This window comes from Streptomyces sp. SA15, assembly GCF_002291145.1.
GTDB lineage: Bacteria > Actinomycetota > Actinomycetes > Streptomycetales > Streptomycetaceae > Streptomyces.
Genome location: NZ_NTGE01000058.1, coordinates 134930 through 161208, shown reverse-complemented (window position 1 = coordinate 161208; position 26279 = coordinate 134930). Strand labels below are relative to the sequence as shown.

General features: G+C 70.3%; 22 protein-coding genes and 2 pseudogenes. 10 read left to right on the top strand and 14 right to left on the bottom strand.

All coding sequences use genetic code 11. From position 1 onward, the window contains the following. Positions 1 to 44: 44 nt before the first annotated feature. The 4 genes and pseudogenes from CLM62_RS10440 to CLM62_RS10425 all read right to left on the bottom strand — a co-directional run bounded on the left by CLM62_RS10440 (position 45) and on the right by CLM62_RS10425 (position 5043). Positions 45 to 2236: pseudogene (locus CLM62_RS10440) on the bottom strand (xanthine dehydrogenase family protein molybdopterin-binding subunit). Next, the gene (locus tag CLM62_RS10435; protein ID WP_095749557.1) at positions 2233 to 3213 is read right to left on the bottom strand and encodes a xanthine dehydrogenase family protein subunit M; all 981 of its coding nucleotides are present in this window, start codon (positions 3211 to 3213) and stop codon (positions 2233 to 2235) included. Before CLM62_RS10435 ends, CLM62_RS10440 begins: the two are co-directional and overlap by 4 nt. A gap of 12 nt (positions 3214 to 3225) precedes the next feature. After that, positions 3226 to 3879: a (2Fe-2S)-binding protein gene (locus tag CLM62_RS10430; protein WP_095749556.1), complete on the bottom strand. Its 654-nt coding sequence runs from the start codon at positions 3877 to 3879 to the stop codon at positions 3226 to 3228. A 297-nt stretch (positions 3880 to 4176) separates the two neighbouring features. Continuing rightward, positions 4177 to 5043: a helix-turn-helix domain-containing protein gene (locus tag CLM62_RS10425; protein ID WP_095749555.1), complete on the bottom strand. Its 867-nt coding sequence runs from the start codon at positions 5041 to 5043 to the stop codon at positions 4177 to 4179. 241 nt (positions 5044 to 5284) lie between these two features. Here CLM62_RS10425 and CLM62_RS10420 point away from each other — a divergent pair, with 241 nt between their 5' ends. The 9 genes from CLM62_RS10420 to CLM62_RS10385 all read left to right on the top strand — a co-directional run bounded on the left by CLM62_RS10420 (position 5285) and on the right by CLM62_RS10385 (position 15413). After that, positions 5285 to 5470 (top strand): hypothetical protein, encoded by a 186-nt coding sequence (locus tag CLM62_RS10420; RefSeq protein WP_095749554.1) that lies wholly within the window; start codon positions 5285 to 5287, stop codon positions 5468 to 5470. 221 nt (positions 5471 to 5691) lie between these two features. Beyond that, positions 5692 to 6330 (top strand): (2Fe-2S)-binding protein, encoded by a 639-nt coding sequence (locus tag CLM62_RS10415; RefSeq protein WP_095749553.1) that lies wholly within the window; start codon positions 5692 to 5694, stop codon positions 6328 to 6330. 12 nt (positions 6331 to 6342) lie between these two features. Beyond that, positions 6343 to 7323, top strand: coding sequence for a xanthine dehydrogenase family protein subunit M (locus CLM62_RS10410; protein ID WP_095749552.1), 981 nt, complete (start codon positions 6343 to 6345; stop codon positions 7321 to 7323). Then, positions 7320 to 9512 carry a xanthine dehydrogenase family protein molybdopterin-binding subunit gene (locus tag CLM62_RS10405; protein ID WP_095749551.1) on the top strand — a complete coding sequence of 731 codons (2193 nt, stop codon included), beginning with the start codon at positions 7320 to 7322 and terminating at the stop codon, positions 9510 to 9512. The genes CLM62_RS10410 and CLM62_RS10405 overlap by 4 nt, the downstream gene beginning before the upstream one ends. A gap of 148 nt (positions 9513 to 9660) precedes the next feature. Further along, positions 9661 to 10827 (top strand): XdhC family protein, encoded by a 1167-nt coding sequence (locus CLM62_RS10400; protein ID WP_095749550.1) that lies wholly within the window; start codon positions 9661 to 9663, stop codon positions 10825 to 10827. Next, complete coding sequence (moaA, locus tag CLM62_RS10395) at positions 10821 to 11810, top strand: GTP 3',8-cyclase MoaA (protein WP_095749549.1); 990 nt, start codon at positions 10821 to 10823, stop codon at positions 11808 to 11810. The genes CLM62_RS10400 and moaA overlap by 7 nt, the downstream gene beginning before the upstream one ends. Before the next feature lie 546 nt (positions 11811 to 12356). Then, positions 12357 to 13133, top strand: a complete 777-nt coding sequence (locus CLM62_RS52990) for a transposase (protein WP_107483773.1) — start codon at positions 12357 to 12359, stop codon at positions 13131 to 13133. Positions 13134 to 13402: 269 nt separating this feature from the next. Further along, positions 13403 to 14032, top strand: coding sequence for a hypothetical protein (locus CLM62_RS10390; protein ID WP_143658999.1), 630 nt, complete (start codon positions 13403 to 13405; stop codon positions 14030 to 14032). A gap of 205 nt (positions 14033 to 14237) precedes the next feature. Beyond that, positions 14238 to 15413, top strand: coding sequence for an MFS transporter (locus CLM62_RS10385; RefSeq protein WP_373559129.1), 1176 nt, complete (start codon positions 14238 to 14240; stop codon positions 15411 to 15413). Between the two features lie 868 nt (positions 15414 to 16281). Here the strand turns inward: CLM62_RS10385 and CLM62_RS10380 are convergent. From CLM62_RS10380 to CLM62_RS10345, 7 genes and pseudogenes are all read right to left on the bottom strand, one after another. Then, positions 16282 to 16695, bottom strand: coding sequence for a cupin domain-containing protein (locus CLM62_RS10380; RefSeq protein WP_095749546.1), 414 nt, complete (start codon positions 16693 to 16695; stop codon positions 16282 to 16284). 36 nt (positions 16696 to 16731) lie between these two features. After that, the gene (locus CLM62_RS10375) at positions 16732 to 17499 is read right to left on the bottom strand and encodes a glucose 1-dehydrogenase (RefSeq protein WP_095749545.1); all 768 of its coding nucleotides are present in this window, start codon (positions 17497 to 17499) and stop codon (positions 16732 to 16734) included. 96 nt (positions 17500 to 17595) lie between these two features. Then, a pseudogene (locus CLM62_RS51335) lies at positions 17596 to 18362 on the bottom strand (glucose 1-dehydrogenase). A 58-nt stretch (positions 18363 to 18420) separates the two neighbouring features. Then, the gene (locus CLM62_RS10360) at positions 18421 to 19677 is read right to left on the bottom strand and encodes an MFS transporter (protein ID WP_095749542.1); all 1257 of its coding nucleotides are present in this window, start codon (positions 19675 to 19677) and stop codon (positions 18421 to 18423) included. 168 nt (positions 19678 to 19845) lie between these two features. Beyond that, positions 19846 to 20382 carry a cyclophilin-like fold protein gene (locus CLM62_RS10355; RefSeq protein WP_257003786.1) on the bottom strand — a complete coding sequence of 179 codons (537 nt, stop codon included), beginning with the start codon at positions 20380 to 20382 and terminating at the stop codon, positions 19846 to 19848. Between the two features lie 15 nt (positions 20383 to 20397). After that, the gene (locus CLM62_RS10350) at positions 20398 to 21063 is read right to left on the bottom strand and encodes an SDR family oxidoreductase (protein ID WP_095749541.1); all 666 of its coding nucleotides are present in this window, start codon (positions 21061 to 21063) and stop codon (positions 20398 to 20400) included. An 85-nt stretch (positions 21064 to 21148) separates the two neighbouring features. Next, positions 21149 to 22165, bottom strand: a complete 1017-nt coding sequence (locus tag CLM62_RS10345) for a zinc-dependent alcohol dehydrogenase family protein (RefSeq protein ID WP_095749540.1) — start codon at positions 22163 to 22165, stop codon at positions 21149 to 21151. Positions 22166 to 22347: 182 nt separating this feature from the next. Between CLM62_RS10345 and CLM62_RS10340 the strand changes: the two genes are divergently transcribed. Then, positions 22348 to 23217, top strand: coding sequence for a helix-turn-helix transcriptional regulator (locus CLM62_RS10340; protein ID WP_179382035.1), 870 nt, complete (start codon positions 22348 to 22350; stop codon positions 23215 to 23217). A 296-nt stretch (positions 23218 to 23513) separates the two neighbouring features. On the opposite strand, the gene CLM62_RS10335 is transcribed toward CLM62_RS10340, so the two are convergent. From CLM62_RS10335 to CLM62_RS10325, 3 genes are all read right to left on the bottom strand, one after another. After that, on the bottom strand, positions 23514 to 24251 hold the full coding sequence (locus tag CLM62_RS10335) for an HAD family hydrolase (protein ID WP_095749538.1): 738 nt from the start codon (positions 24249 to 24251) through the stop codon (positions 23514 to 23516). Next, on the bottom strand, positions 24248 to 25057 hold the full coding sequence (locus CLM62_RS10330) for a DeoR/GlpR family DNA-binding transcription regulator (RefSeq protein WP_257003785.1): 810 nt from the start codon (positions 25055 to 25057) through the stop codon (positions 24248 to 24250). Before CLM62_RS10330 ends, CLM62_RS10335 begins: the two co-directional genes overlap by 4 nt. Before the next feature lie 167 nt (positions 25058 to 25224). Continuing rightward, positions 25225 to 26259: a zinc-binding dehydrogenase gene (locus CLM62_RS10325; protein ID WP_095749536.1), complete on the bottom strand. Its 1035-nt coding sequence runs from the start codon at positions 26257 to 26259 to the stop codon at positions 25225 to 25227. Positions 26260 to 26279 lie beyond the last annotated feature (20 nt).

Sequence of the window (26279 nt, the reverse complement as noted above, 5' to 3'; positions counted from 1 at the left end):
GGCCTGCTGCCGGACCTGTCAATGGACGTGCCGATGTGCTGGGGTCAGAGCAACGCCTCGGCGGTGATGGGCAGTTGGCGGATCCTGCGGCCGGTGGCGTTGAAGACCGCGTTGCCGATCGCGGCCGCCACACCCACCTGCACGACCTCGCCGAGCCCCTTCACGCCCAGCAGGTTGCCGTCGTTGTCCTCGCCGTCCAGGTAGATCGCCTTGAGGTCGGGGACGTCGGCGTTGACCGGGACGAGGTAGTCGGCCAGGTTGGCGTTCACGATCCTCCCGTCGCGGTGATCGGTGACGGTGTGCTCCAGCAGGGCCGTACCGATGCCGCCCACGATCCCGCCGAACGCCTGGCTCTCGGCGAGCTTGGGGCTGATGATCCGGCCCGCGTCGTACACCCCGAGCATCCGCCGCACCCGTACCAGGCCCAGGGTCGCGTCCACTGCGACCTCGGCGAAGGTCGCGTTGTAAGCGAAGTAGGAGCGCCGCGCGGGACTGGGCGCCCCGGCATACTCACCGCGCGCTTCCAGATAGGTACGCTCCTGGCGGGTCAGAAGGCTGCGGTAGCTCTCACCGCGCGCCGGGTTGCCCTGCACGTGCAGCCGGCCGCCGCGCACCACCACATCACCTCCACCCCGTACAGGGGCGACTCGCGGTCCTCGACCGCCAACTCGATTGCCTGCTGACGCACCTTGTTGCAGGCGTCGACGACGGCCGATCCGACACTGGCCATGGTGGCCGAGCCACCGTGCGGCGAGGTCGGCGGATACAGGGAGTCACCGAGCCGGAAGGTCACCGTACGCATGGTCAGCCCGAGCGCGTCCGCGGCCACCTGAGTCTGCGAGGTGTAGGTGCCCGGTCCCATGTCACTGGTGGCGGCCTCGACCGCCGCGGTACCGTCGGCGTCCAGTCGGGCCCGCGCCTGCGCCGGATAACGCCCGCAGTCATAGACGCCGGTGGCCATGCCCATACCGATCAGCCAGTCGCCCTTGCGTCGCGACCGTGGTCGGGACGACCGCCGCTGCCAGTCGAACTCGCGGGCGCCCACGGTGTAGCACTCGCGCAGCCGCCGGGTGGAGAACGGCAGGTTCGCCGCCTCGTCTTCCGCCGGTTCGTTGCGCCGGCGCAGCTCGATCGGATCGATGCCGAGCCGGTCCGCGAGCTCGTCCATGGCCGACTCGATCGCGATGGATGCCGAGGCGAAGCCGGGGCCGCGCATCCAGATCGGGGTGTTCACGTCCAGCGGCACAGTCCGGTACGCCTGGCTGACATTGGGCATGCTGTAGGTCATCTGCCCAGCGCCCATGACGGCCTCGGTGAACGTCTCGTACGAGGAGGTCTCGGCGTCGATGTCGTGGATCGCGGCGTTCAGCCTGCCTCGCCGGTCGCTGCCGAGGCGCAGCCGGTAGGCGTACGACGGCCGGAAGCCGGTTCCGAAGTACATCTGCCGACGGCTCAGCACCAGCTTGACCGGACGTTTCGTCTCCCGCGCGGCCAGCGCGGCGACCACGGTGTGCGGCCAGCAGCGCAGCCCGCTGCCGAACCCGCCGCCGACGAACGGGTTGACGACGCGCACACTGTCCGCGGGCAGGTCGAACACCGCGGCGAGCTCATCGTGCGTGCCCATGATCCACTGGGTCTTGTCCCACACGGTGAGCCGGTTGCCGTCCCAGCGGGCGATGGTGGCGTGCGGTTCCATCGGGTTGTGGTGGTTGCGGGCCAGCTCGTAGGTCACATCCAGGCGCACGGGTGCGGAGCGCAGGCCGGCTTCCGCGTCACCGCGCGCGTAGTTCGTCGGCTTGTCCGGCTCGGCCTCAGCCAGGTCGGTCGAGGGCCGTTCGGCGTCGTAGCGGACCTTGACCAGGCTCGCGCCGTGCTGCGCGGCCTCCAAGGTGTTCGCCACCACCACGGCGACCGGCTGACCGTGGAAGAGCACCCGGTCGTCCTGGAAGACGCGCAGTCTGCGCCCGGCCGGGTTGTTGGACCCGGAGTTGTCGCGGTACGGCAGCTTCGGCGCGTTGCCGTGGTGGATCACTCGCAGCACACCCGGATGCTTCTCGGCGGCGCCGGTGTCGACGGAGGTGATACGGCCGCGTCCGACGCTCGCGTCGACGATCACGGCGTGCACCGCCCCGTCCATCTCGAACTCGGCGGCGTACCGGGCTTGGCCGGTGACCTTCAGCCGACCGTCCACCCGGGACAGCGACGCACCTACGGCGGCCTGCGGTTGGAGGCTCACTTGGTACCTCCGACGACGCGCAGCTGACGCTCGACGGTCCGCTTCAGCAGCTCGACCTTGAAACGGTTGTGCTGCAGCGGGCGGGCGCCATCGGCAGCTCGCTCAGCGGCTGCCGCCCACAACGACTCCGAGGGACGCTCACCGACCAAGTGCTGCTCGACGGCGGGCAGCTTCCAGGGCACCGTGCCCACGCCCCCGGCGGCCACCTTCGCCTGGCGGATCACGCCGCCACGCACGTGCAGTGCGACAGCCGCCGACGTCAGGGCGAACTCGTAGGACTGCCGGTCACGCACCTTCAGATAGCCGGACCTGAGCGGGCGCGGAAGAGCGGGGATCTCCACTGTGGTGATCAACTCACCCCGACGCAGGGCCTGTTCGTGCTGTGGGGTGCTGCCGGGTCGCAACAGGAAGTCGACGAAGGGGACTTGGCGTGTCCCGTCCGGGCCCAGCAAGTGCACCCGCGCCTCCAGGGCGGCGAAGGCCACGGCGACATCGGACGGGTGCGTCGCCACGCAGGCGTCGGAGGTCCCGAGGATGGCGTGCGTGCGGTTGACGCCGTGCAGTGCAGCACAACCCGAGCCGGGCTCACGCTTGTTGCAGTCGGCTGTCACGTCGCGGAAGTACGTGCAGCGGGTGCGCTGCATGATGTTGCCGCCGATGGTCGCCATGTTCCGCAGCTGGGCCGACGCGCTCAGCTCCAGCGCCTCGGAGACGACCGGGTACGTGGTGCGCACCTTCCGGTTCGCAGCCGCCTCGGACATGGTCACCAGGGCACCGATGCGCAAGCCCCCACGCTCGGTGACGGTGATCTCGCTCAGCGGCAGGCCGGTGATGTCGACCAGGGTCTCGGGGCGTTCGACGGTCTCCCGCATGAGGTCGACCAGGGTGGTGCCCCCGGCGATGTAACGCCCGCCACCGCGACCGGCGTCGAGGGCTTCACGGGTGTTGGAGACACGGGTGTAGGAGAAGGGATGCATGGCGTCCGCTCCTTATTTCCGGCCCGCGGTCTGCTCCACCGCGCGCACGATCTTCACGTAACAACCGCAGCGGCAGATGTTGCCGCTCATCCACTCCCGGATCTCCTCCGGCGAGCCCGTGTGGCCCTCCTGGATGCAGCCGACACCGGAGACGATCTGTCCGGGCGTGCAGTAGCCGCACTGGAAGGCGTCCTGCTCGATGAACGCCTGCTGCAGCGGGTGCAGTTCGTCGCCGTTCGCCAGGCCCTCGATCGTGGTGACCTCGGCACCTTCCAGACGTGCCGCCAGGGTCAGGCAGGAGTTGACGCGCCGGCCGTCGACCAGGACCGTGCACGCGCCGCAGGCGCCGGCGTTGCACCCCTTCTTCGAGCCGGTCAGACCGAAGTGCTCCCTCAGCAGGTCGAGGAGCGAAGTGCGGTTGTCGACGGTGACCGTTCGCCGAGAGCCGTTCACCGTCAAAGAGACACGGCTCGTGGGTGCGGCCTCGTCGGCTGCCGCTTCCTCCGCATCGACAAGAGTCGATCCGGCGATGAGACCGCCGGTGACGACGGCACCACCAACAGCAGTGGTCGTCGCGATGAAGGTGCGCCGGGTCGGCGCTGCCGGGGACTCGATGGAGTCGGTGGGGGGCGAAGCGTCTGGATCGGTGAACTCAGTGGGGGACATACATACGCTTTCGGACTCGGCGGGCAGGGCACCTGGCCTGCGCATCGGCAGGGCCGGGGCGAATCCCGTGACCTCATCACCACCGGGCGCTGGAGAATTCGCACATGCTGCGAGGCCCGCGGTTGGTCACGCCGGGCAGTCTCGCATCATCGGCATCAGTTCTGGGAGGGAGAGTTTTCTCCCTGGATGTTTTTCTCCCAGAGGGAACTCCCCGCCGTCTTTCTCGCCGGATGGAAAGCTGTCGACTACAAGCACCGGAAGCACGGGCCTGGGCAGTAGGCAAAGGCGCGGAACGTGTCAGTGAGCGTCGGATGCACGTGCAGGCGGGTGTGCCGTCCACGAGGAGAGCAAACGCAGGTTGTCGTGCGATGCCGTACCGGGTTCGGAGGTCCAGATCACCAGTTGCTGCTCGGCATCGGTGGTGCAGGTGAAGCTGTCCCAGTCGAGCGTGATCTCCCCCACGACCGGGTGCCGCAGCGTCTGTGTTCCCACGCTCAGCGCCGTGGCGTGCTCGGCACCCCACCATCGCCGGAAGTCGGCGTCGGCCACGGACAGTTCACCCACCAGTTCGGCCAGCCGCGTGTCTCCAGGGCATTTGGCGCCCTCCATCCACAGCTGCGTGACGCAGGCGTGGGCGACACGCTCCCAGTCCGGGTAGAGCTCCTTCATCGTCGGCTCGGCGAAGAGGAGCCGGATGAAGTTCCGCTTCTTCCCCCGCAGCAGGGAGAAGTCGGTGAACAAGTTGGCTGCCGACGAGTTCCACGCGAGGATGTCCATGTACCGCCCCAGTACCAGCGCCGGGGTGAATGGGATGTCGTCCAGGAACCGTTGCAGCTGGGATTGGACCTTCTGCGCCGGCCGCCGACAGACCTTGACCCCCACCTTGCCGGCCAGCTCGAACAGGCGATCCCGCTGTTCGTCGTTCAGGTGCAGGACGCGGACGAGCGTCGCGAGCACGGCCGCCGACGGTCCTGTGCGCCCCTGCTCCAGGCGGGTGTAATGAGGACTGCTGAGCCCGGCCAGCCGGGCGACCTCGTCTCGTCGCAGACCGGGCACTTTTCGTGGCCCTCCGGTTTCCGGCAGCCCGACCGTGCGCGGACTCAACTCCGCTCGCCGGGCTTTGAGGAATTCACCCAGCTCCTTCAAATGTATGCTGCTTTCCATGCATGTAACTGTCGCATGAAACCTTCGAATTATGAGGGGGTCGGTTTCATCCCAGGATGCCTTCCCCACCAGGGCGGAAGGGGGGAGAGTTTCCTCCCTGGATGATTTACTCCCCGGATGAAATTCTCCCTCCTGCGGGCAGACGCAAGTCATTGAAGGGCCGGAGACCAGTTCCGGCCACCGGATCCCTTCCGGACGTCACGGCAAATTCCGAGTGCTACGCACAGGAGGCGACGAGGACGTGAGGGCGGCGGATGTCACGTTCCCCAGCAAGGTGCAGACGGCTGGCCTCTGTGCGCGACGGCCGGCCGCCCTCGGCTTCGCCATGGACCTCTCGCCGTTCGCCGCACGGCTCTCCGTGCTCGCCACCGACCCGAAGCAGGCCGCCGCGCTGCTGTCCGAACCCCGACCAGCCGCCTTCACCTAGCGCTTACTTGCGGGCAGGGAAACCAAGGGAAGGCCAAGGAAAAGCAAGGGGGGACAAAACTCTCCCTGCCATGGGTGATGCCTGTGGTGCAAGACTTCCGGCGTGATCAGCCGCCCTTTCGAGGCGAGCGGTCACCCAGTCTCCCGCGGTGGCGTCGATCTCGTGCTCAGGTCTCCCGCTGGTGTGCACGACTGATCCGTCCGTGATGCAAAGGCGAACGCATGTCCTCTGAACTCTCTGATTCTTCAGTTTCTCCGCCCACCGGAGCCGGTGAGTCCGCCTCGGGGCCCAGTCGGCGCACCGTCATCGCCACCGGTGTCGCGGTGGGCGGTGTCGTGGTGGCTGGAGGGTCGTTCCTGGCCGGTGCCGAGGAGGCGACCGCCACGGGTGCGGCCCCCTCCAGCCGTGTGTCCCTGGCGGTGAACGGCACCCGGCGGACGGTGACTGTGGACAACCGCACCTCGCTGCTTGACCTGCTCCGGGAGCACCTCGACCTGACGGGCTCGAAGAAGGGCTGCAACGCCGGGGCCTGCGGGGCGTGCACCGTGCTGGTCGACGGGCAGCGGGTCAACTCCTGCCTGACGCTGGCGGTGCGGCTGGAGGGCGCCGAGGTCACCACCATTGAGGGGCTGGCGGACGGCGACGAACTCCACCCGCTGCAGCAGGCGTTCGTCGATGAGGACGCCTTCCAGTGCGGCTACTGCACTCCGGGGCAGATCATGTCCGGCGTCGGCTGCATCCAGGAGGGCCACACCGGCTCGCCGGAGGAGATCCGGGAGTACATGAGCGGCAACGTCTGCCGCTGTGGCTGTTACGTCAAGATCGTGCGCGCGGTCGAGCAGACCGCCGCCCGCAAGTAGAGAGCGGCCACCATGCACCCCTTCTCCTACACTCGCGTCGACAGCGTCCGGGAAGCCCTGGCCGCCGGCAGACGCGGCGGCCGCTACATCGCCGGCGGCACCACGCTGGTCGACCTAATGCGCGAGACCGTCGAAACCCCTGACACGCTCGTCGACATCAGCGCCTTGCCCCTGAGCGAGATCACCGCCACCGCGGGCGGCGGCATCCGCATCGGCGCCCTGGTCCCGATGTCCGCGGCCACCGCCGACCCCAAGCTGAACGCCCTCTTCCCGGTGGCCGCCCAGGCGCTGCGGGGCGCCTCGGCTCAGCTGCGGAACATGGCCACCATCGGCGGAAACATCATGCAGCGCACCCGCTGCACCTACTTCCGGGACGTGGGTGCCGACTGCAACAAGCGCGAGCCCGGCTCCGGCTGCGCCGCCATCAACGGCTACAACCGCGGCCACGCGATCCTCGGCGGCTCCGACCACTGCGTGGCCACCCACGCCTCCGACTTCGCCGTCGCCCTCACCGCCCTGGAGGCGACCGTCCACCTCCAGGCCCCGGACGGCAAGGAGCGCAGCCTCCCCTTCGGCGACTTCCTGCTCCGTCCCGGCAGCACCCCGCACCGCGAACAGGCGATCAGGCAGGGCGAGTTGATCACGGCGGTCGAGATCCGGGCTTATCCGCGTCCGCTGAAGTCGGCCTACCTGAAGCTCCGCGACCGGCAGTCCTACTCGTTCGGCCTTGCCTCGGCGGCCGTCGCACTGCACATCCGGGGCGGCGTGATCCGCGAGGCGAAGGTCGCCGCCGGCGGTGTGGCCACGGTGCCGTGGAAGCTGCCGGCCGTCGAGCGGGCCCTGATCGGCGAGCGCCCCTCGGACGGTTTGTGGGCCGAGGCCGCGAGCCACGCCACCGACGGCGCCCGCCCCCTTCAGCACAACCGGTTCAAGGTCGAGCTCCTGAAACGGACCGTCGAACGCCAGCTGCGCACCGTAGGAGAGATGGAATGAGCCCCCAGCCGCAGGCAGCCGTAGGCGCACCGCTGTCCCGCGTGGACGGCGTACTGAAGGTCACCGGCAAGGCGGAGTACGCCGCCGAGCACGACCTCAACGGAGTCGTACACGCCGTCATCGTCGACGCGGGCATCGGCCGCGGCCGGATCAGATCCATCGACACGCGCGCCGCCGAGAAACACGCCGGTGTGGTGCGGGTGATCCACCACGGCAACGCGCCGAAGCTGCCGTACCGCGACAACTCCGGGTCCAACAACCCGGCCGGGCGCAGGCTTCGGGTATTCCAGGACGACCGGGTGCTCTTCCACGGTCAGCCGGTCGCCGTGGTGGTGGCCACCACTCTGGAGGCCGGGCAGCACGGGGCGAGCCTGGTCAAGGTCCGCTACGACGCCGAGCGTCCCTCGACGGACATCACCAAGGCCAAGCCGGGTGAGCCGACGCCCTATGCGCGCGGGGACGCGGAAGCCGGTCTGCGTTCGTCGGCCGTACGGCTGGACCTGACGTATGAGCTGGCCCGCAACCACCACAACCCGATGGAGCCGCACGCCACCATCGCCCGCTGGGACGGCAACCGGCTCACGGTGTGGGACAAGACGCAGTGGGTGATGGGCACGCGCGACGAGATCGCCGCGGTCTTCGACCTGCCGGCGGACGCGGTGCGGGTCATCAACCCGTTCGTCGGCGGCGGGTTCGGCAGCGGGCTGCGCTGCTGGCCGCACACGATCGTCGCCGCGCTGGCCGCGCGGGTGACGCGCCGCCCGGTGAAGCTGGTGCTCAGTCGCAAGCAGATGTACTTCGGCACCGGATTCCGGCCGGCCTACGAGTACCGGCTGCGCCTCGGCAGCGACCGGCGGGGCCGGCTGAACGCCGCGATCCACGACATCGACCACGAGACGTCGTCGTACGAGACGTTCTTCGAGGCAGTCCTGGGCACGGGTCAGATGATGTACAGCATGCCCAACGTCCGCCAGGCATACCGGCAGGTACCGTTGGACGTGAACACCCCGATCTGGATGCGCGGGCCCGGCTTCGCCCCCGCGTCGTTCGTGATCGAGTCGGCCATGGACGAGCTCGCGCACGAACTCGGAATCGATCCGATCGAGCTGCGCCGACGCAACGAACCGGCCGACGACGAGTCGACCAACGAGCCATTCTCCACCCGGCGGCTGAGCGAGTGCTACACGGTCGGCGCCCGCGAGTTCGGCTGGGACCGCCGAAACCCGAAGCCGCGCTCCACACGGGAGGGGAACCTGCTGATCGGCCTGGGCATGGCCGCCGGGGCCTACGACTGCGGGCGGTATCCGGGGCAGGCCAGGGCGCGGCTGGATGCCGACGGCACGGCGGTCGTGGAGGCGGCCACCACCGACATGGGGCCGGGCACGTACACCTCCCAGACCCAGGTCGCCGCGGACGCCCTCGGGCTAACCATGCGCACGGTCACGTTCCGGCTGGGAGACTCGGAGTATCCGTTCACCTCGCCGCACGGCGGTTCGTCGACCATGGCCAGCGTTGGCTCGGCCGTCGTCGACGCCTGCAACAAGGTGCGGCAGCAGGCGATCAAGCTGGCCGTGGAGGACCGGGAGTCGCCGCTGTACGGGGTAAACGCGGACCACGTGGTCGTACGCAACGGCCGGCTGCACGACCGGAAGAACACGGCTCGTGGGGAGACGTACAAGAGCCTGCTGGCCCGCCACGACCGCTCCCACCTGGAGGCGAACGGTTCTTACGAGGGACCTGGCTCCGAGCGGTCCGCCTACTTCGCCTACAGCGCGACCTTCGCCGAGGTCTCTGTGGACGCGGACCTGGGGCTGGTGCGGGTGCGCAGGATGCTCGGCGTGTACGACGCGGGGCGCATCATCAGCCCGAAGCTCGCCGACAGCCAGGCGCTCGGCGGGATCGTGGGCGGCATCGGCCAGGCTCTGTTGGAGCACACGGTCACCGATCACCGTGACGGGAGGATCGTGAACTCCAGCCTCGCCGACTACCTCGTGCCCGTGAACGCCGACGTCCCCGAGATCAAGGCGACCTACCTGGACGGCGAGGACAACGCCGGCAACCTGCTGGGCGTCAAGGGGCTCGGCGAGGTCGTCCAGGTGGGTGTGGCGGCCGCGATCGGCAACGCGGTCTTCAACGCCACCGGCCGCAGGATCCGCCAACTGCCCATCACCGCCGAGACGTTGCTCTGATCCCGGCACGTCCATAAGCCGGTCCGGCAGCCGAACCCCCCGTACGGCTGCCGGACCTCCCCGGGCCGCCGCCGCGCATGCGCCCCCGTCGACGCGGCGGCGGCCCGCTCACCTTCTGCGACAGCGACCGTCTGCTCTGGAGACCCCCATGCTCAACATCGCGGACACACTGCACCGCTGGTGCCGCGAGGAACGCCCCTTCGCCCTGGCCACCATCGTGGACGTCACCGGCAGCGCCCCCCTGCCCATCGGTACGTCGGTGGCGGTGGACGCCGACGGCAATGCCATCGGCAGCATCTCCGGCGGGTGCGTCGAGGGCGCGGTGTACGAACTGTGCCGGCAGGTGCTCGACGAGCATGGTGCTCCACAACGTGCCCGGTTCGGCTACTCCGACGACGACGCCTTCGCCGTGGGACTGACCTGCGGTGGGGAACTCGATGTGCTCGTGCAGCGTGTCGATCCGGCCGTCGAACCGCATCTCGGTGCGGCGCTCGCCGAGGCGGTCGAGGGCCGGCCGGCCGCCGTCGCCCAGGTCGTGGGCGGGCCCGAGGGATTGGTCGGCGCCACTTTGAGCGTCCTCGGCGACAGCTGGATCGCCGACAGCGCGCTCGGCGACGGGCCGACCGGCCGGACGGTGGCGGACCGGGCCACCGCCCAACTGCGCACCGGGCGCACAGCACGCCTCGCCCTCGGCGGAGACGCCGAGACCTGCCCCGAGAAGCTCTCCGTCCTCGTCCACGCCGCCGCCACCCGCCCCCGCATGCTGATCTTCGGCGCCGTCGACTTCGCCGCCGCCCTCGCGCAGGCCGGCCGATTCCTGGACTATCACGTCACCGTGTGCGACGCCCGCCCCGTCTTCGCCACCACGGCACGCTTCCCGCACGCCGACGAGGTGGTCGTCGACTGGCCCCACCGCTACCTGGCACAGACGGCCGTGGACGCCCGTACCGCGATCTGTGTGCTCACCCACGACGCCAAGTTCGACATCCCGCTGCTGCAGCGGGCACTCGACCTGCCCGTCGGCTACGTCGGCGCGATGGGCTCCCGGCGCACCCACGAGGAGCGCCTTCTCCGTCTGCGCGAAGTAGGCGTCACGCAGGAGCAGTTGGCCCGACTGCGGTCCCCGATCGGCCTCGACCTCGGTGCCCGCACCCCCGAGGAGACGGCCATCTCCATCACCGCCGAGATCATCGCCCACGCCGGACGAGCGAGTGGCTTGCCTCTGGCCCGGGTCAGCGGCCCGATCCACCGTGCGTCCGGGGCAGTGGCGGAGCCGGCGGGGCATGGGGCAGGAACGGTCTCAGGAACATGCTGATCGACACCTACGGCCGGCAGGCCACCGACCTGCGGGTCTCGCTGACCGACCGCTGCAATCTGCGCTGCACCTACTGCATGCCGGAAGAGGGCCTGCAGTGGCTCGCCAAGCCCGACCTGCTCACCGACGACGAGATCGTCCGCCTGATCGACATCGCCGTCACCTCCCTCGGCATCAAGGAGGTCCGCTTCACCGGCGGCGAGCCCCTGCTGCGGCCCGGCCTGGTCGGCATCGCCGAGCGCGTCGCGGCCCTCGAGCCGCGCCCCCAGGTGTCCCTCACCACCAACGGCATCGGCCTCAAGCGCACCGCGGCCGCCCTGAAGGCGGCGGGCCTGGACCGGGTCAACGTCTCCCTGGACACCCTGCGCCCGGACGTCTTCAAGACCCTCACCCGCCGGAACCGCCACCAGGACGTCCTGGAGGGCCTGGACGCCGCCCGCGAGGCGGGCCTGACCCCGGTCAAGGTCAACTCCGTCCTGATGCCCGGACTGAACAACGACGAGGCCCCCGACCTCCTCGCCTGGGCGGTGGAACACGACTACGAACTGCGCTTCATCGAGCAGATGCCCCTGGACGCCCAGCACGGCTGGAAGCGCGACGGCATGATCACCGCCGGGGACATCCTGACCTCCCTGCGCACCCGCTTCGACCTCACCGAGGAGGGCTCCGACGAGCGCGGCTCGGCCCCGGCCGAGCGCTGGATCGTGGACGGCGGCCCGCACCGCGTCGGCGTCATCGCCTCCGTCACCCGCCCGTTCTGCACGGCCTGCGACCGCACCCGCCTCACGGCCGACGGCCAGGTGCGCACCTGCCTCTTCGCCCGAGAGGAGACCGACCTCCGCACCGCCCTGCGCTCCGGCGCCTTCGACAAGGAGATCGCCCGCGTCTGGCGCGAGGCGATGTGGGGCAAGAAGGCGGGCGCGGGCCTCGACGACCCGACGTTCGTCCAGCCGGACCGGCCGATGTCCGCGATCGGCGGCTAGTGGCACGGCCGAGTGAACTGCGGGTTCGTCCGTGTCACTCGGGCGTGGTGCGGCGGCGTCTGGGGGCGTGGGGAGGTCAGGGCTGGTCAGTGGGCATGATCCACAGTTCGCCGATGGAGGCGTAGCGGGGGCGGGTGACCATGTAAATCCCTCGTCATCCTCACTCCCGAGCCCGCTTCCCCTTCCGCCGAGGCCCTCGACATCCTCGCCAGTTGGACCGGCACCTCCACCAGCGGACCAATTGTGCGAGGAGAGGCACAGAATCCAGCCGGCTGATACGCGCCGGTGGTGTGACGGTTGAGCAGATGGGCGGGCGGGATGCTGAATTGCCCGCGTTGACTGGTTCATCGGGGTACTTGTTCAACCGGCCGGGGCCTCGGGTGGTGATCTCGCAGTTCATCACGGGGCTGCTGACGGAGCTGCCGAAGAAGAACGGCTGGACACTGTCGGAGCGTGCCGGGCATGTGAGCGCAGACCGATGCGCTGGCTCCTCAACGGGTCGGTGTGGGACGCCGACCGGCTGCGTGAGCGGTTCGCGATTGCGTCATCCATTGTCTGCCCGGGGAATGGACGGACAACCGCGACCGGTGCCGCCAGGCGGGGTGCCCCACGGGATCGCCTTCACCACCAAGCCCGAACTGGCCATCACCATGCTGGAGCAGGGCCTGCGCGGCCCAAGCGCCGTTCTCCTGGGTACCGGCCGACGCCGGCTACGGCCGTGGCCCGCAGCTTCGGGCCTGGTGCCAGGGGCGGAAGGTGCCGTACATGTTCGGCGCCCCGGTCCCCCTCCCGCTCCACGGCCCGCCGGGCAAGCCGCGCCGGCCGGCCGTGAAGCGCGCCGATGACCTGTTCCACTGCGCGAAACCCGTGACCGCTGGGATGCCCCTCCTGCAGCGACGGCGTCGAGGGCGAGCGCCTCTACGACTGGACGGCCTTCGCCGTGCAGGTCAAAGACGGCAACCCGGCCGACGGCTTCACGCACCAACTCCGCCGTGGTCGCCGGACGCCCACGCTACGGCGGCCTCGACCCGCGCGCGACGGTGGCGACTCGATGGACTCCACCGGCCTCGAATGTCCACGAGTCGACGGTCATCTCGCTACGTCTACCGGGATTCGCTCCACCGTCCGCCCCGGCGGCTCGGACGGACCGCTGATGACCGCGGATCAACTGCGGACCCTCGTCGCCCAACGTGCCTGGTCCGACGTACTGCCCGGCAAGGGGGGAGAGTTTCCTACCGGGATGTTCTTCTTCCCGGATGGATTTCTCCTCTTTTCGGGCCCACCCCCGCGTGTGAGGGTCGGAAATCGAGTATTTCTCGCTGATGGATCACGCCCTGGAAATTCCTGTGCATGATCTGGAAACCGTCGACGGAACGCAAGGAAACGATGAGCAAGGTCATCTCTGTCACGAGCGCCGACCGGGACTTCGGGAGGTGCCCGTGACGACGTCGACGCTGGACCGGCCCGCTCCCACGGTTTCCGCGGAACACCGGCCTGCGGCCCCGGAGCGAGGGGCGCCCGCCATGCGGCCGGGGAACCGAAGAGCCCGCAAAGCATTGTGGTGGGTGGCGTGCCTGCTCTGTGGCGGCCTCGTGGGCCTTGTCCTCGCCGTCGTCGGCACGCTGCGGGGGCGGGCGTCGTCCCGGCTGCGGCGCGGGGTGGTCGCGGTCGGGGCGGCGGTGCAGCTGGCGTCTGGCGCTGCATTCGCCGTGGCCGGATCCGAAGGTGACGGAGGTCTGTGGGGGAACACCCGTCTGGTGGTCAACGCGCCGGTCTCCGGAGCGGCCCTGCTCTACGGCCTCGGCAAGGGCGGCGAGGTACGTCAGGGCGACAACGGGACTACCGCTGTGGTCCTGAACGACGGGGTCGTCCGCGCCGGCACCATGTTCGGCACGGTTTTCCTGACCGACCAGCACATGGATGTGGGCTCGCCGCGCACGCAGCGCCTGGCCGAACACGAGGCCCGGCACGCCGACCAGTGGGCGGCCTTCTCGCTCGTCGGCGGCCCTGCCGCCTTCCCCGCGCTGTACGCCCTGGACGAGGCGTTCTTCCCCGGCGCGTTCAACCACTTCGAACGTCAGGCCGGGCTCGATGACGGCGGCTACGACACACCGTCGGACTGCCCGTCCCTCGCCGGCCGGCTCACCCTTGCCTCCCTCGCGCTGTTGGCAGGCTCGGCCGTGGCCGCCCGGCGCAGGCCGCAAAGCGGCGGCCACCGGTAAGGACTCGCCGCTTTCGCCATGAAGCAGGGAGAAATTCCTCCCCCTCACAGAACGCCCATGCGGTGCGATGCTCTACGGGCCGCCACCCCGCCGCGGTCGCACATGACCCTGAAAAAGAGAATCCCATCGAATGTCATCCACGACCGCCGACCGACCCCGCAAACTGCCTTTCGTTGTTCTGGTGTTGTCCTTCGGAACGTTTCTCATGGGCGCCACCGAATTCGTCATCGCGGGCCTGCTGCCCGAGATCGCCGATGATCTGGATGTCTCCCTGTCTCAGGCAGGTCTGCTGATCACGGCGTTCGCGGTCGGCATGACCGTCGGGGCGCCTGTGATGGCTGTCGCGACGCTGCGCCTGCCCCGGCGCTCCACGCTGATCCTCGCGCTCGTCGTCTTCGCTCTGGGGCACCTGGTCGCCGCGCTCAGCTCGTCCTTCGCGCTCGTGCTGGTGGCCCGCGTGGTGACCGCACTGGCCACCGGGACCTTCTGGTGCGTCGGCGCGATCGTGGCCACGACCGCGGCAGGGCCGGCTGCGACGTCACGGGCTCTGGGCATGCTCCTCGGAGGTATGACCGTGGCCACCGTGGCCGGCGTGCCGCTGGGCGCGTGGCTGGGGCAACTGTCGGGCTGGCGAGGGCCGTTCTGGGTGCTGGCCGCGCTGTCAGCCGGCGCGGCGGCGGTCATCGGCCGGTACATCCCTGCCGACGAGCGGCGCGAAGCGCCTTCCGCCCGGGCCGAGTTCGCCGCGCTGCGGGATGTCCGGGTCTGGTTGACGCTGAGTTCCATGACGCTGCTGATGGGCGGTGTGCTGGCGACGTACACCTACATCTCGCCCTTGCTCACCGAGCGGGCCGGCATCCCCGCTGGAGCCGTGCCCGTGGTCCTGACCGGCTACGGCTTGGGCGCCCTGCTGGGCACCACGATCGGCGGGCGCCTTGGCGACCGCCGACCCCTTGCCACGCTCATCACGGCCGCCGCCGCGACCACGCTGGTGCTGCTGTTGCTGACCTTGCTCTCCCCCAGCCCCGTGGCGGCCGTCGTGCTGGTGACCCTCTTGGGGATGACCGGCTTCGCCCCGACCCCGGCGCTCGGCGCACTGGCCCTGCGCTTCGCCGGTTCCGCGCCCACCCTCGCCTCCGGGCTCAGCGGCGCGGCGCCCAACGTGGGCATTGCCCTCGGCTCTTGGACCGCGGGCATCGCGCTGGCCTCACCGCTGGGGCAAGCAGGACCGCCGCTGGTCGGCACAGTAGCGGCAGCGCTCACCCTCGTACCGCTGACCGCGCTCGCGCTGATGCGCGCCACCCGCGCCGAGAGGCCCCGGCCTCACCCCCGAGCAGCCGCAGACCAGTCGATCGGGTGCGGCCCTCAGGCCATTGGCTGACGCGGTAGACGACGGCGCCACCTTTCTGGTCGGCCCAGGAGGCGAGGATGCGCAGCCGCTCGTGGGTGGGAGACCCGGGGCAGGGTCGGCGTCCGGGCCACACAGCGTCGGTTCGGTGGACAGGAGCCGTGGGTAGTTGCGGTGCTTCCCCCGGACACCGGAGAAGTCGGTGACCAGCCCGGCCGCCGCGCGTTCCACACCAGGATGTCACCGCCGCCCTGCACCATCGCATCGCGGCGAAGGAGGTGACGTCGCCCGGCATCCGCTGCAGTCGCGGCTGGATCCGCCGCACGCCGCGGCGCCACGTGCGGACGGGGTTTCGGCCGCGAACTGGAAGAGACAGCCCCCTCGTTGTCGTCCAGCCGCATAACGCGGGCGAGGATGTCGAGCATGGAGCCGACGCCTGCATACGGCCCTGCCGGGAACTGCGGTGCGTGGAAGGCGCCGGGGTCACGGTTGAAGGACTGCGCCGCGAGGAGGTCGCCCAGCCCAGACACGTGTAGTAGTCCGTGCTGATCGAGCCAAGAGACACGGCTGGACGGCGGCCGTCGCCTCTTCCGCGCCGATGAGGGAACCGTACGCCTTCGCATCGCGGAGGGATCGGCCGCACACATCGGCGGGAGGGGAGAGCGGCGTCGTCACCGCGGGAAGTCGGCAACCACGCGCTCTGGCAGCGGCTACCGGTCACTTGGGGAGCCTCGCACCACCGGCAATTCGCGTGGCAGGGAGATTTCCCCCCTTGGCGCTCCCTCGGGAGTGACTGACCGACGTCATCGGGGGCAGGTGCACGCGGGACGAGACATGCGGCCGTCCCCGGGACGCTGTGGCGTCCTGAACGAGCCCGGACGCTTGATCGATGGGCCGGGGGCTACTGGTCGCGGGTGCGGGGGCCGTTGTACTGCCGGTCGGTGACCGGCTCGGCCCAACTGGTCTCGGGGGTGCCGTCGCTTGTGCCCTCCCACAGGGCGATGTGCTCCATGAACCGGTCGGGGGCGGCGCCGTGCCAGTGCTCCTCGTTCGGCGGGCAGGCGACGGTCTCGCCGGGGTGGGCCTCGAAGAGAGTGCCGTCCCGGGTGCCGATGAGGGCGATCCCGGAAACGACGTGCAGGGTCTGGCCCACGGCGTGGGAATGCCAGTTGGTGCGGGCGCCCGGTGAGAAGCGGACCAGGTTGGCACGCATCCTCGACGGGGCCTGGCCGGCCACGATGACGTCCCACCACACGTCGCCGGTGAACCAGTCCGCCGGGGCCTTGCTGCTGGGCTGCTGCTTGATGAATTCCATGGTGTCTCTCCAGAGTTGTCGATGCGTGGGTGGTCCCTAGCGGGCCACGTAGCCGCCGTCCACGGGCAGGGCGATGCCGACGACGAAACCCGCCCCGGGGCTGCACAGCCACAGGACCGCCTGGGCGATCTCCTCGGCGGTGCCGAGCCGGTTGATGGGCTGGTTGGCCTCGGCCTCGGCGCGGTCGAGTTCTCCCTTGGCGATCATGTCGCTGACCATGGGGGTGTCGATGGTGCCCGGGCAGACGGCGTTGATGCGGATGCCGCGCGGGGCGTATTCGAGCGCCGCGCTGCTCGTCAGGCCGATCACGCCGTGCTTGGAGGCGTGGTAGGAGGCGCGGCCGGGCAGGCCGACCAGGCCGCCCAGGGAGGAGCAGTTGACGATCGCGCCGCTGCTCTGGGCACGCATGTGCCGCAGCTCGTGCTTCATGCAGGCCCACACGCCGCGGAGGTTGATGGCGTTGACGCGGTCGAATCGTTCGGCGGGCTCGTCGGCGGCGTCGCTGGGTGGGATCTGGATGCCGGCGTTGTTGTAGGCCATGTCGAGGCGGCCGAAGGTCTCGACGGTTCGGTCCACTGCGGCGGCGACCTGGTCCTCGTCGCTGACGTCACAGGTGAGAGAGAGGACCCGATGACCTGCGTCGGTGAGGTCCTTCGCGGCTGCCGTCAGGGCCGCTTCGTCGATGTCGGTGAGGGCGACGGCGGCTCCGGACGCGGCGAACGCGCGGGCGGTGGCCAGGCCCATACCGGCGCCGGCTCCGGTGACAAGAGCGACCTGGCCGGTGAAGTCGTAGCTGGGATTCACGGGTGGTGCCCCTTCAGGTGAGGAGATGTGGCGGCACGACTGATGTCAGGGGTGCCTGGATGAGCTGCGGCGGCACGACGCCTTGCCGCGCCGCCGTCAGACGGTTTGGCCGCCGTCGACGACCAGGGCGTGGCCGGTGGCGAAGGAGGCAGCGTCCGAGCAGAGCCAGAGCACAGCGGCCGCGATCTCTTCCGGCGTGCCCAGGCGTCCGATCGGCTCGTCCGCGACCAGGGCGTCCCGTCCTCCGGGGGTGCTTTCGGCGAAGCGCTGGATCATCTCGGTGTCGATGATGCCGGGGCAGACGGCGTTGACGCGGACGTCGGACGCCGCGTAGTCGAGGGCGGTGGAGCGGGTCAGACCGATGACGCCGTGCTTGGCGGCGGCGTAGGCCGCCTGTCCCTTGAAGCCCTTGACGCCGGCACCTGACGAGGCGTTGACGATCGCGCCGCCTCCGTTCTGAAGCATCAGGGGATCTGATGCTTCATGCACAGGAACATCCCGGTCAGGCTGACACCGACGGCACGGTCCCACTCGTCCTTCGTGATGTCCGCGGCCGATGTGACCGGTTGTTCGACTCCGGCGTTGTTGCAGGCGACGTCCAGTCGTCCGAACGCCTGGATGGTGTCGTCCAGCGCGGACCCCACCTCGTCTTCGCTGGTGACGTCACGGGTGAGGGCCAGAACCGGTCCGCCCGCTTCCTCGACGAGCCGTGCGGTCTCCCGCAGTCCGTCCGCGGACAGGTCGGCCAGGGCTACGCGGGCACCCGCGCGGGCGAAGGCGACGGCGGTGGTGCGGCCGATGCCGGAGCCGGCTCCGGTCACGAAGGCCACCTTGCCGGTGAAGGCCGTGCTGCTCACAGTCATGTGCGGAGTTCTCTCGCTTGCTGGCATGTCGTCGGCCGTACGCGGATCCAGGCTTGAGTCAGTGCTGCGACGGCACCTGCGCGGGTTCGTCGTGTCGCCGCTGTGTGGGAGAGCTGCTCCGGGCCACGATCCGGCCCTGGCGGGAGGTGCCGTGGACGGCGAGGGCGATGAGGGGCAGCAGCGTCAGGGCGGCGATGACGGTGCCGACCAGGGGCGGGCCGGTCAGGCCGAGGGAGGAGTCCAGGGCCGTACCGGCGATCGCCGAACCGGCGGCGATGCCGGTGTTGAAGGCGGAGGTCGTCAGCGACGAGGTGAGGGTGGGGGCGTCGCCCGCGAAGCGCATGGCGAGGGCGGTGACGACCGGGTTGACGGTGAAGCCGGTCAGGCCCATGAGGAAGACCAGGAGGGTAGCCGTCACCGGATTGCCGGACAACGGGATCATCAGGAACAGGACCAGGGCGGTGGCCGCGGCGGCCGTGATGGTGGTGGCCATCGGACGCCGGTCGCCCAGGCGGCCGCCCGTGGTGGTGCCGCCCAGGGCGCCGACGCCGAAGGCGATGAGGACCAGCGGTACGGCGCCTGCGGGAATGCCCGCGCGGTCGGTCAGCAGCGGCGTGACATAGGTGTACGTCGCCAGGACACCGCCCATAATCAGCATCGCGGCGCCGAGCGCCAGCCACAGCCGGCCCTGGCGCAGAGCCCCGACCTCGGCCCGCAGGGACACCTGGACGCGCTGCTCCCGGGCCGGGATGAAGCGGCCGATGAACACGGCGGCGAGCCCGGAGAGGACGGCCAGGGCCCAGAAGGGGCCGCGCCAGCCGGTGAACTGGCCGGCGAACGAGCCGATCGGCACGCCGACGACGTTGGCCAGGGTCAGGCCGCCGATCATGACGCCCGTGGCGCGGGTGGCGTTGTGCGGGCCTGCGGCGGTGGTGGCGACGACGAAGCCGACGGACCAGAACGCTCCGGTGGCCAGGGCCGTGACGACGCGGGCGGCGAGGACGATCGTGAAGGACGTACTGAGAGCGGCGACGAGATGTCCGAGGCAGAACACGGACAGGGCCAGGACCAGCGTCAGGCGCTGCGGAAGCCGCAGGGTCGCCATGGCCATGGTGGGCGAGCCGACGATCATGCCGATGGCGAAGGCGGTGATCAGCAGGCCGGCATGGGAGACGCTGACGCCGAGGTCACCGGCCAGCTCCGGCAGCAGGCCGGCGACGACGAACTCGGTGGTCCCCATCAGGAACGTGCCGGCGGCGAGCACCCAGACGACGAAGGGGAGCTTGCCGGGGGTCGTCCCGGACGCGGAAGGCATACGTGTGGTCTTTCCTTGCGTGGAAAACGGGGGATCATGGTGGCGGCTGAAGCCGTCGCGGCGGACAGCGGACGGCGCGGCCACGTCTTCGACGGTTCCATGCGGCGAACCGGACGAAAAGGGGAGGATCTCCTCCCCCCTTCCTGCTCGGGCGAGCGGTGGGGCGGGTCAGGGCGCGGCTTCGATGGTGATCTCCTCGGCGGTGGCGAGCCGCTCGGCGCCGCCGTCGGCCATGTGTCCGAGGATGACCAGGCCGGTCGCGTACGGGGCGTCGCGGTAGTAGGTGGCGAGCTGGTTCCAGGGGGCGTAGTACGCCAGGTCCCCGACCTCGGGGTCGGCGCCTTCCGGGGCGCCGGAGGTGGACAGTTTCCGGGGCAGATCGGCGACCTTCTCGGCCTGGTTGAGGTCGCGCAGGGAGAGGGTCATGGGGAGCTGGGCCGCGAAGTCGCGGGCGGTGGGACTGTCGTTCAGGGTGGCGGCGATGTGGTGGCCGTCGAGGGTGAGCCGGATGTTCATCGCGGTTGTCCTGCCGGTCGGTGTGGTGGCTGCCGAGGTCGTCGAAGCATGCGGCGACGCGGGCTCGGAGGACGAAGCGGCGGAGGAGGCGGAGGGGGGCGGGGAATCGTCGGTGCAGGCGGTCATGACCAGCAGCAGGGCGGCGGCCGGGACCACGCGGGCGAGAGCGCGAAAGGGGGCGGGGTTCACGGGGGCGTCCTGTGGCTAGTCGGGCAGGGGCTCGGAGTAGTGGCGGAAGCCGTCCCGCTTGGTGTGGAGGTCGTACAGGCGCTGGGCCAGGACGTCGGGGCTGCTGTGCTCGGCGTCGGGCCGGATCGCTCCGGGGATGATCAGCTGCGCGGCGTGGATGTTCTCCGGGGCGAGCGTGTCGTGCAGCATGCGGGCGTAGGCGCTCTCGGCGGCGAAGGCGATCGAGGTCCCGGCGACCTTCGGATTCGGTCGTACGGCGCTGGAGCCGTTGACGAACAGCAGCGTGCCGCGGCCGAGTTCGCGCATGCCGGGCAGGACGGCGTTCACCGCGGTGACGGGGCCCTTGACGGAGAAGGCGAGCGGGGCGTCGAGGTCGTCGGCGCTGGTGTCGAGGACCTGCTTCATGAAGTCGGCGCGGGGCACGGGGCTGTACTGGAGGATCTCGACGGTGCCCAGGTCGGCCGCGGCTGCGTACAGGGCCGCCGTCAGGGACTCGATGTCGAGGACATCGGCCGTGTAGCCGCGCGCCTGGACGTCGTCACGGGCGAGGGTGGCCGTCATGCCGTCCAGCTTCTCCGCGTCGCGGGCGATGAGGGCGACGGTGTGGCCGGCGACTCCGAAGCGGCGGGCGGTGGCAAGTCCGAGACCGGGGCCGGCACCGATGAGGGCGAAGGTGGTCATGGTCAGTCCTGGTGTGAGCGGGTTGGTTTGCCGGTCCTTGGGCCGCACCGCGTCGGTGCGGCCCCAGTTGTGGACGCGTCTGCGCTCAGGGCTTGAGCAGGGTCTTGATGGCGCGGCGTTCGTCCATGGCCTTGTAGCCCTCGGCGACCTGGTCCAGGGGCAGGGTGAGGTCGAAGACCTTGCCGGGGTTGATCCGGCCGGACAGGACCCGGTCGATCAGGTCGGGCAGGTAGCGACGCACGGGGGCGGGGCCTCCTCGCAGGCCGACCTGGGAGAAGAACAGCTCCTGGCCGTCGATCGAGACCTCGTGGGGAACTCCGACGAAGCCGACGTTGCCGCCGGGCCGGGTCGAGTGCAGGGCCTGGCGCATCGACTCGGCGGTGCCGACGCACTCCAGCACGGAGTCGGCGCCGATGCCGCCGGTGAGGTCCTTGACGCGGGCGATGCCTTCCTCGCCGCGTTCGCTGATGATGTCGGTGGCGCCGAACTCGAGGGCGAGCTTCTGCCGGGACTCGTGCCGGGACATGGCGATGATCCGCTCGGCACCCAGTTCCTTCGCGGCGATGACACCGCACAGGCCGACCGCTCCGTCGCCGACCACGACGGCCGTCGAGCCGGGCTTCACCTCGGCGGCGAGGGCGGCGTACCAGCCGGTGCCCATCACATCGGACACGGCGAGCAGGCTGGGCACCATCTCGGCGTCCGGGTGCTCGTCCGTGGCGACCAGGGTGCCGTGGGCGTTGGGGATGCGCACGTACTCGGCCTGGCAGGTGCTCATGAACTCCCGGCTCAGACAGGAGGACTGCCAGCCGTTCCGGCAGTTCACGCAGGTGTTGTCCGAGGTGGCGAAGGATCCGACCACGAACTGGCCCGGCCTGACGTGGGTGACCTCGCTGCCGACCTCCTCGACGATGCCGACGTACTCGTGCCCCATCGGGTGCGGGTCGCCGATGGGTTCCGCGCCGCGATAGGGCCACAGGTCCGAGCCGCACACACAGGTGGAGACCGTACGGATGACGGCGTCGGTCGGCTGGATGATCTTCGGGTCGTCCAGGGTCTCGAAGCGGACATCGCCGGGGGCGTGAATGACTGCTCCGCGCATGGGGTGCTTCCTTCGGTGCGGGGATCGGTGAGCCGCAGCCGTCGTGAGGAACGACTGCTCACGATCGAGCCTCACACGCGAGGGCGGGCGCGAAAAGCGGAGAGAAATATCCCAGGAGGGAAACATCCGGGGAGGAAATTCTCCCCCCTTACGCAGGTGCGATCGATGTCATCCTGGGAAGCATGACCGCCAACCTTCCCCTCAATGAGCTGGGAGAATTCCTCAAGAAGCGCCGCTCCGAGCTGAGCCCGCGCTCGGTCGGCCTGCCCGAGACCGACAGGCCCCGCCGGGTGGCCGGGCTGCGCCGCGAGGAGGTCGCCCAGCTGGCCAGCATCAGCACCGACTACTACACGCGTCTGGAACAGGGCCGCATGCAGGCATCGGCGCCGGTGCTGGACGTCCTCGCCCGGGTCCTCCACCTGGACGACGACGAGCGGGGCTACCTCTTCCAGCTCGCCGGAAAGACCACCACCCGCACCCGGCGCCGCGGCCGGCAGAAGGTCCAGCCACAGCTCCAGCGGGTTCTGGACGACCTCACCGCCACCCCGGCCATCGTGCAGGGCCGACGCGGGGACATCCTGGCCTGGAACGCGCTGGCCGCCGCCCTGGTCACCGACTTCTCCCGCCTCGCGGAAAAGCACCGCAACTACCCGCGGATCATCTTCACCGACCCCGCCATGCGCACCCTGTACGCCGACTGGGAGAGCTCCGCGCACATCGCCGTTGCCCAACTGCGCATGGAGGCCGCGAAGTATCCCGAAGACCCGCGCCTGATCGAGCTGGTCGGTGAACTGTCCATGCGCGACAAGCAGTTCGCCCGCTGGTGGGGCGATCACCACGTCGCCGCCCGCACCGTGGGCACGAAGACCCTCAACCATCCGGTCGTCGGCGAACTCGTCCTGGACTGGGACACCCTCACCGCCAACACCGACCCCGACCAGCACCTCACCGTCTGGACCGCCGCGCCCGGCTCCCCCACCCACGAACGGCTGCGCATCCTGGCCTCCTGGGCCGCCGACCAGGACCTGCTGGCCTCCTCCCCCGTCAACTGACCGCGCCGGGCCGCCGCCGCACGACGCCCGACCGCCGGAGCGTTCTGTTCGTTACGACCTCGCCTGCCGGGCCCGGGGGCCCTGCTGCGCGCCCGGGCCCCGGGCGGCCGGCCCGGAGTCCCCGACGGTCGGCGGTTGCCCCGCGCGTCAGACGACCATCTCCTGTGTGCAGCGCACCGGCGGGCCGGTGGGTGCGTCCAGAGTCGTCGGGTCCCGGTCGACGATGTCCACCGGCGACCAGTCTCCGTCGTCGAACCCTGGACTCGACCAGCCGGGCAGTTCCTCTGCTGCGCAGCTCAGATCACGAGCCGCCGCACATCCGTCAGGCCGCGCTCGCCGGTGCGGTGTTCCGCCGGCAGGATGTACGTGCGCAGACCGCAGGCGGCCGCGCCGCCGTCGCGGACCGGGTTGTCGCCGACCATGAGGGTGGCGCGGGGGTCCGAGCCGAGGCCGGCGCACGCTTTGAGGAACAGCTGGGGGTCGGGCTTTTCGCGGCCGTGCTCGTAGGAGATCACGCAGGTGTCGATCAAGGCGTTCAGCCCGTGGTGGGCGAGGTGGGTGCGCAGGTCCCAGGCGAAGTCGCTGACGATGCCGACGCGCAGTCCGCGCTCGTGCAGGGCGCGCAGGACCGGTTCGGTGTCGGGATAGGGAACCCAGGCGTCCGGGGCGGTGAGCTCCCGGTAGGCCGCCTCCTCCGCGTCGCGCAGGAAGTCCACCTGCTCCCACCATCCCCACATGGCGCGGCGGTGCTGCGCGGAAGAGAGATCACGGCCTTCCTGGAGGGACACGACGGAGGGCAGCCGGAAGGCGGCGCGCAACTGCTCGGAGATTTCGGCCACTGCGCCGGGCTCGTCCAGCACGGCAAGGCGGCCGGCGGCGGAGCCGACCCGACGCAGCCACGTCTCCAGGTCGATCATCTGGAAGAGCGTGTTGCTGAAGTCGAACAGGACGGCCTGGACCGGGGGCACCGGCGCGGCCATCTCCGCGTCGCTGGGGCGGTAGGCGCTCGGGGTCTCGAACAGGGTGTGGATCACAGGGAAGGCTCTTCGGGTTCGACCGTCTCGACGGGGACTCCGAGGTCGCGTATGGCCGCGAGTTCCGCGGCGGGGGTGGCGGTGTCGGTGATGACGGTGTGGTAGTCGGCCACGGTGCCGTACGCGTACGTGGCGGTCTTGCCGAACTTCGAGTGGTCCACCAGGAGCAGCGCCTGTTCGGCGGAGGCGAGCAGGGCCAGCTTCACCTCGACGTAGTCGTTCAGGGGGTGGAAGAGCCGTCCTTCCAGGACGGCGGTGGCGGACATCAGGACGAGGTCGGCCCGGATCCGGGACAGGGCGCGGGTGACGGTGGGGCCGGTGCAGGAGTTGAAGTCGCCCCGGTAGTGGCCGCCCAGCAGGGTGACGTTCACCGCGGGGGCGGCGGACCCGAGGCGCTGCGCGAGGCCGACCGAGTTGGTGACGACGTGCAGCTGATCCACCTCGGCCAGCGCCGGGACCAGGGGGAACAGTGTCGTCGAGTCCTCCATGAGCACGGTGCTGCCCGGCCTGATCCGGCCGGCGACGGCCGCGCAGATGGCGTTCTTGGCCGCGAGGGCGCTGTTCTCGCGGAAGCGGGTGGCCGTCTCCATGGTGAGGGCGGGGAACGCGACGGCCCGCCCGCGCTCCTTGCGCAGCAGATGTCGCCCGGTGAGGTCGTCCAGGTCCCGGTGCATCGTCATCAGACTGACGTCGAAGTGCCGGGCGAGGTCGTCGATGCGGGTCTCGCCGTGTTCGGCGACGTACCGCAGCACGGCCTGGCGCCGCTCCTCGACGGCCGCCTGGGACAGTCGCGTACGGGCGGTCACGGCGCCCCTCCTTCCCGGTTGCTCCGGTCTCGCAGTTTCCCACACGGGCCGGTGCGGGTCGGGGCCTGTCCGGCTCGCGGGCCTCGGGCCGCCCGTGCGGCGGCGGCTGCTGCGTACGACGTGCGTGTCTGTGTCCATGTCCGCATCCTTGCCTGCGTGGCCGTGGGCTACGGTCCGTCCACCGTGACCAGCACCTTGACCTGCTCGGGGTCGACGGATGCGGCGAACGCCTTGGCGGCGTCCTCCAGCGGGTAGGTGGCGGTGACGATCTCGGCGGTGTCGATCGCGCCGGACGAGATCAGGGACATCGCGGTGCGGTAGTCGTCGCCGGTGTACATCAGCGTCCCCTCGATGCGGATCTCCCGGTCCTGGATCAGGTCGAGGCGGACCGGGGTGGTGCCGGCGGCGCCGACGCCGACGACGATGATCGTGCCGCCCTTGGTGACCAGGTCGGTGGCCTGGGCGATGGACTGTTCGCGCGCCACGCAGTCGAAGACCACGTCGGCCGGTCCGCCGAGCGCCGCGTGGGCCTGGTCGGCGAGGTCGGTGGCGTCGGCGGGCAGAGCCGTGTCGGCTCCGAGACGCTGGGCGCGGTCCCGCTTGCCCGGCAGCAGGTCGGTGACGGCGATCCTCGCGGCGCCGGCGTGCCGGGCGGCGGCGAGGACGAGCAGACCGATGGGCCCGGCGCCGAGCACGACGACCGTGCGCCCGGTGAGGTCACCTGCCTTCGCCACGGCGTGCACCGGGGTGGCCAGGGGCTCGACGAGGGCGGCCTCGATGTCGGTCATGCCGTCGGGGACGCGGTGGACGCGGTCGGCCGGGATGGTGAACAAGTCGGCCATGGCGCCGGGTGTCTGACAGCCGAAGACCTTCAGCTCCTGGCAGATGTTGTAGCGGCCGGAGCGGCACTGGGGGCAGCGGCCGCAGTACAGGTTGGGCTCGATGATCACCCGGTCGCCGGGCGCGAAGTCCTCGGCTCCCTTGCCTGCCGCGGCGACGACACCGACTGCCTCATGGCCGGGGCGGTAGGGCAGGTCGATGAAGGGGTGGTGGCCGGCCGCCGCATGGGTGTCGGAGCCGCACACGCCGACGACCGTGGTGCGCAGCAGGAGTTCGTCGTCCCCGGGGACGGGGGCAGGCACCTCCTCGAGGGTGATGTCGTCGAGGGAGCGGACGAGAACGCGGCGGATCTGCTCGGTCATGTGGGGGTTCCGTTCGGTTC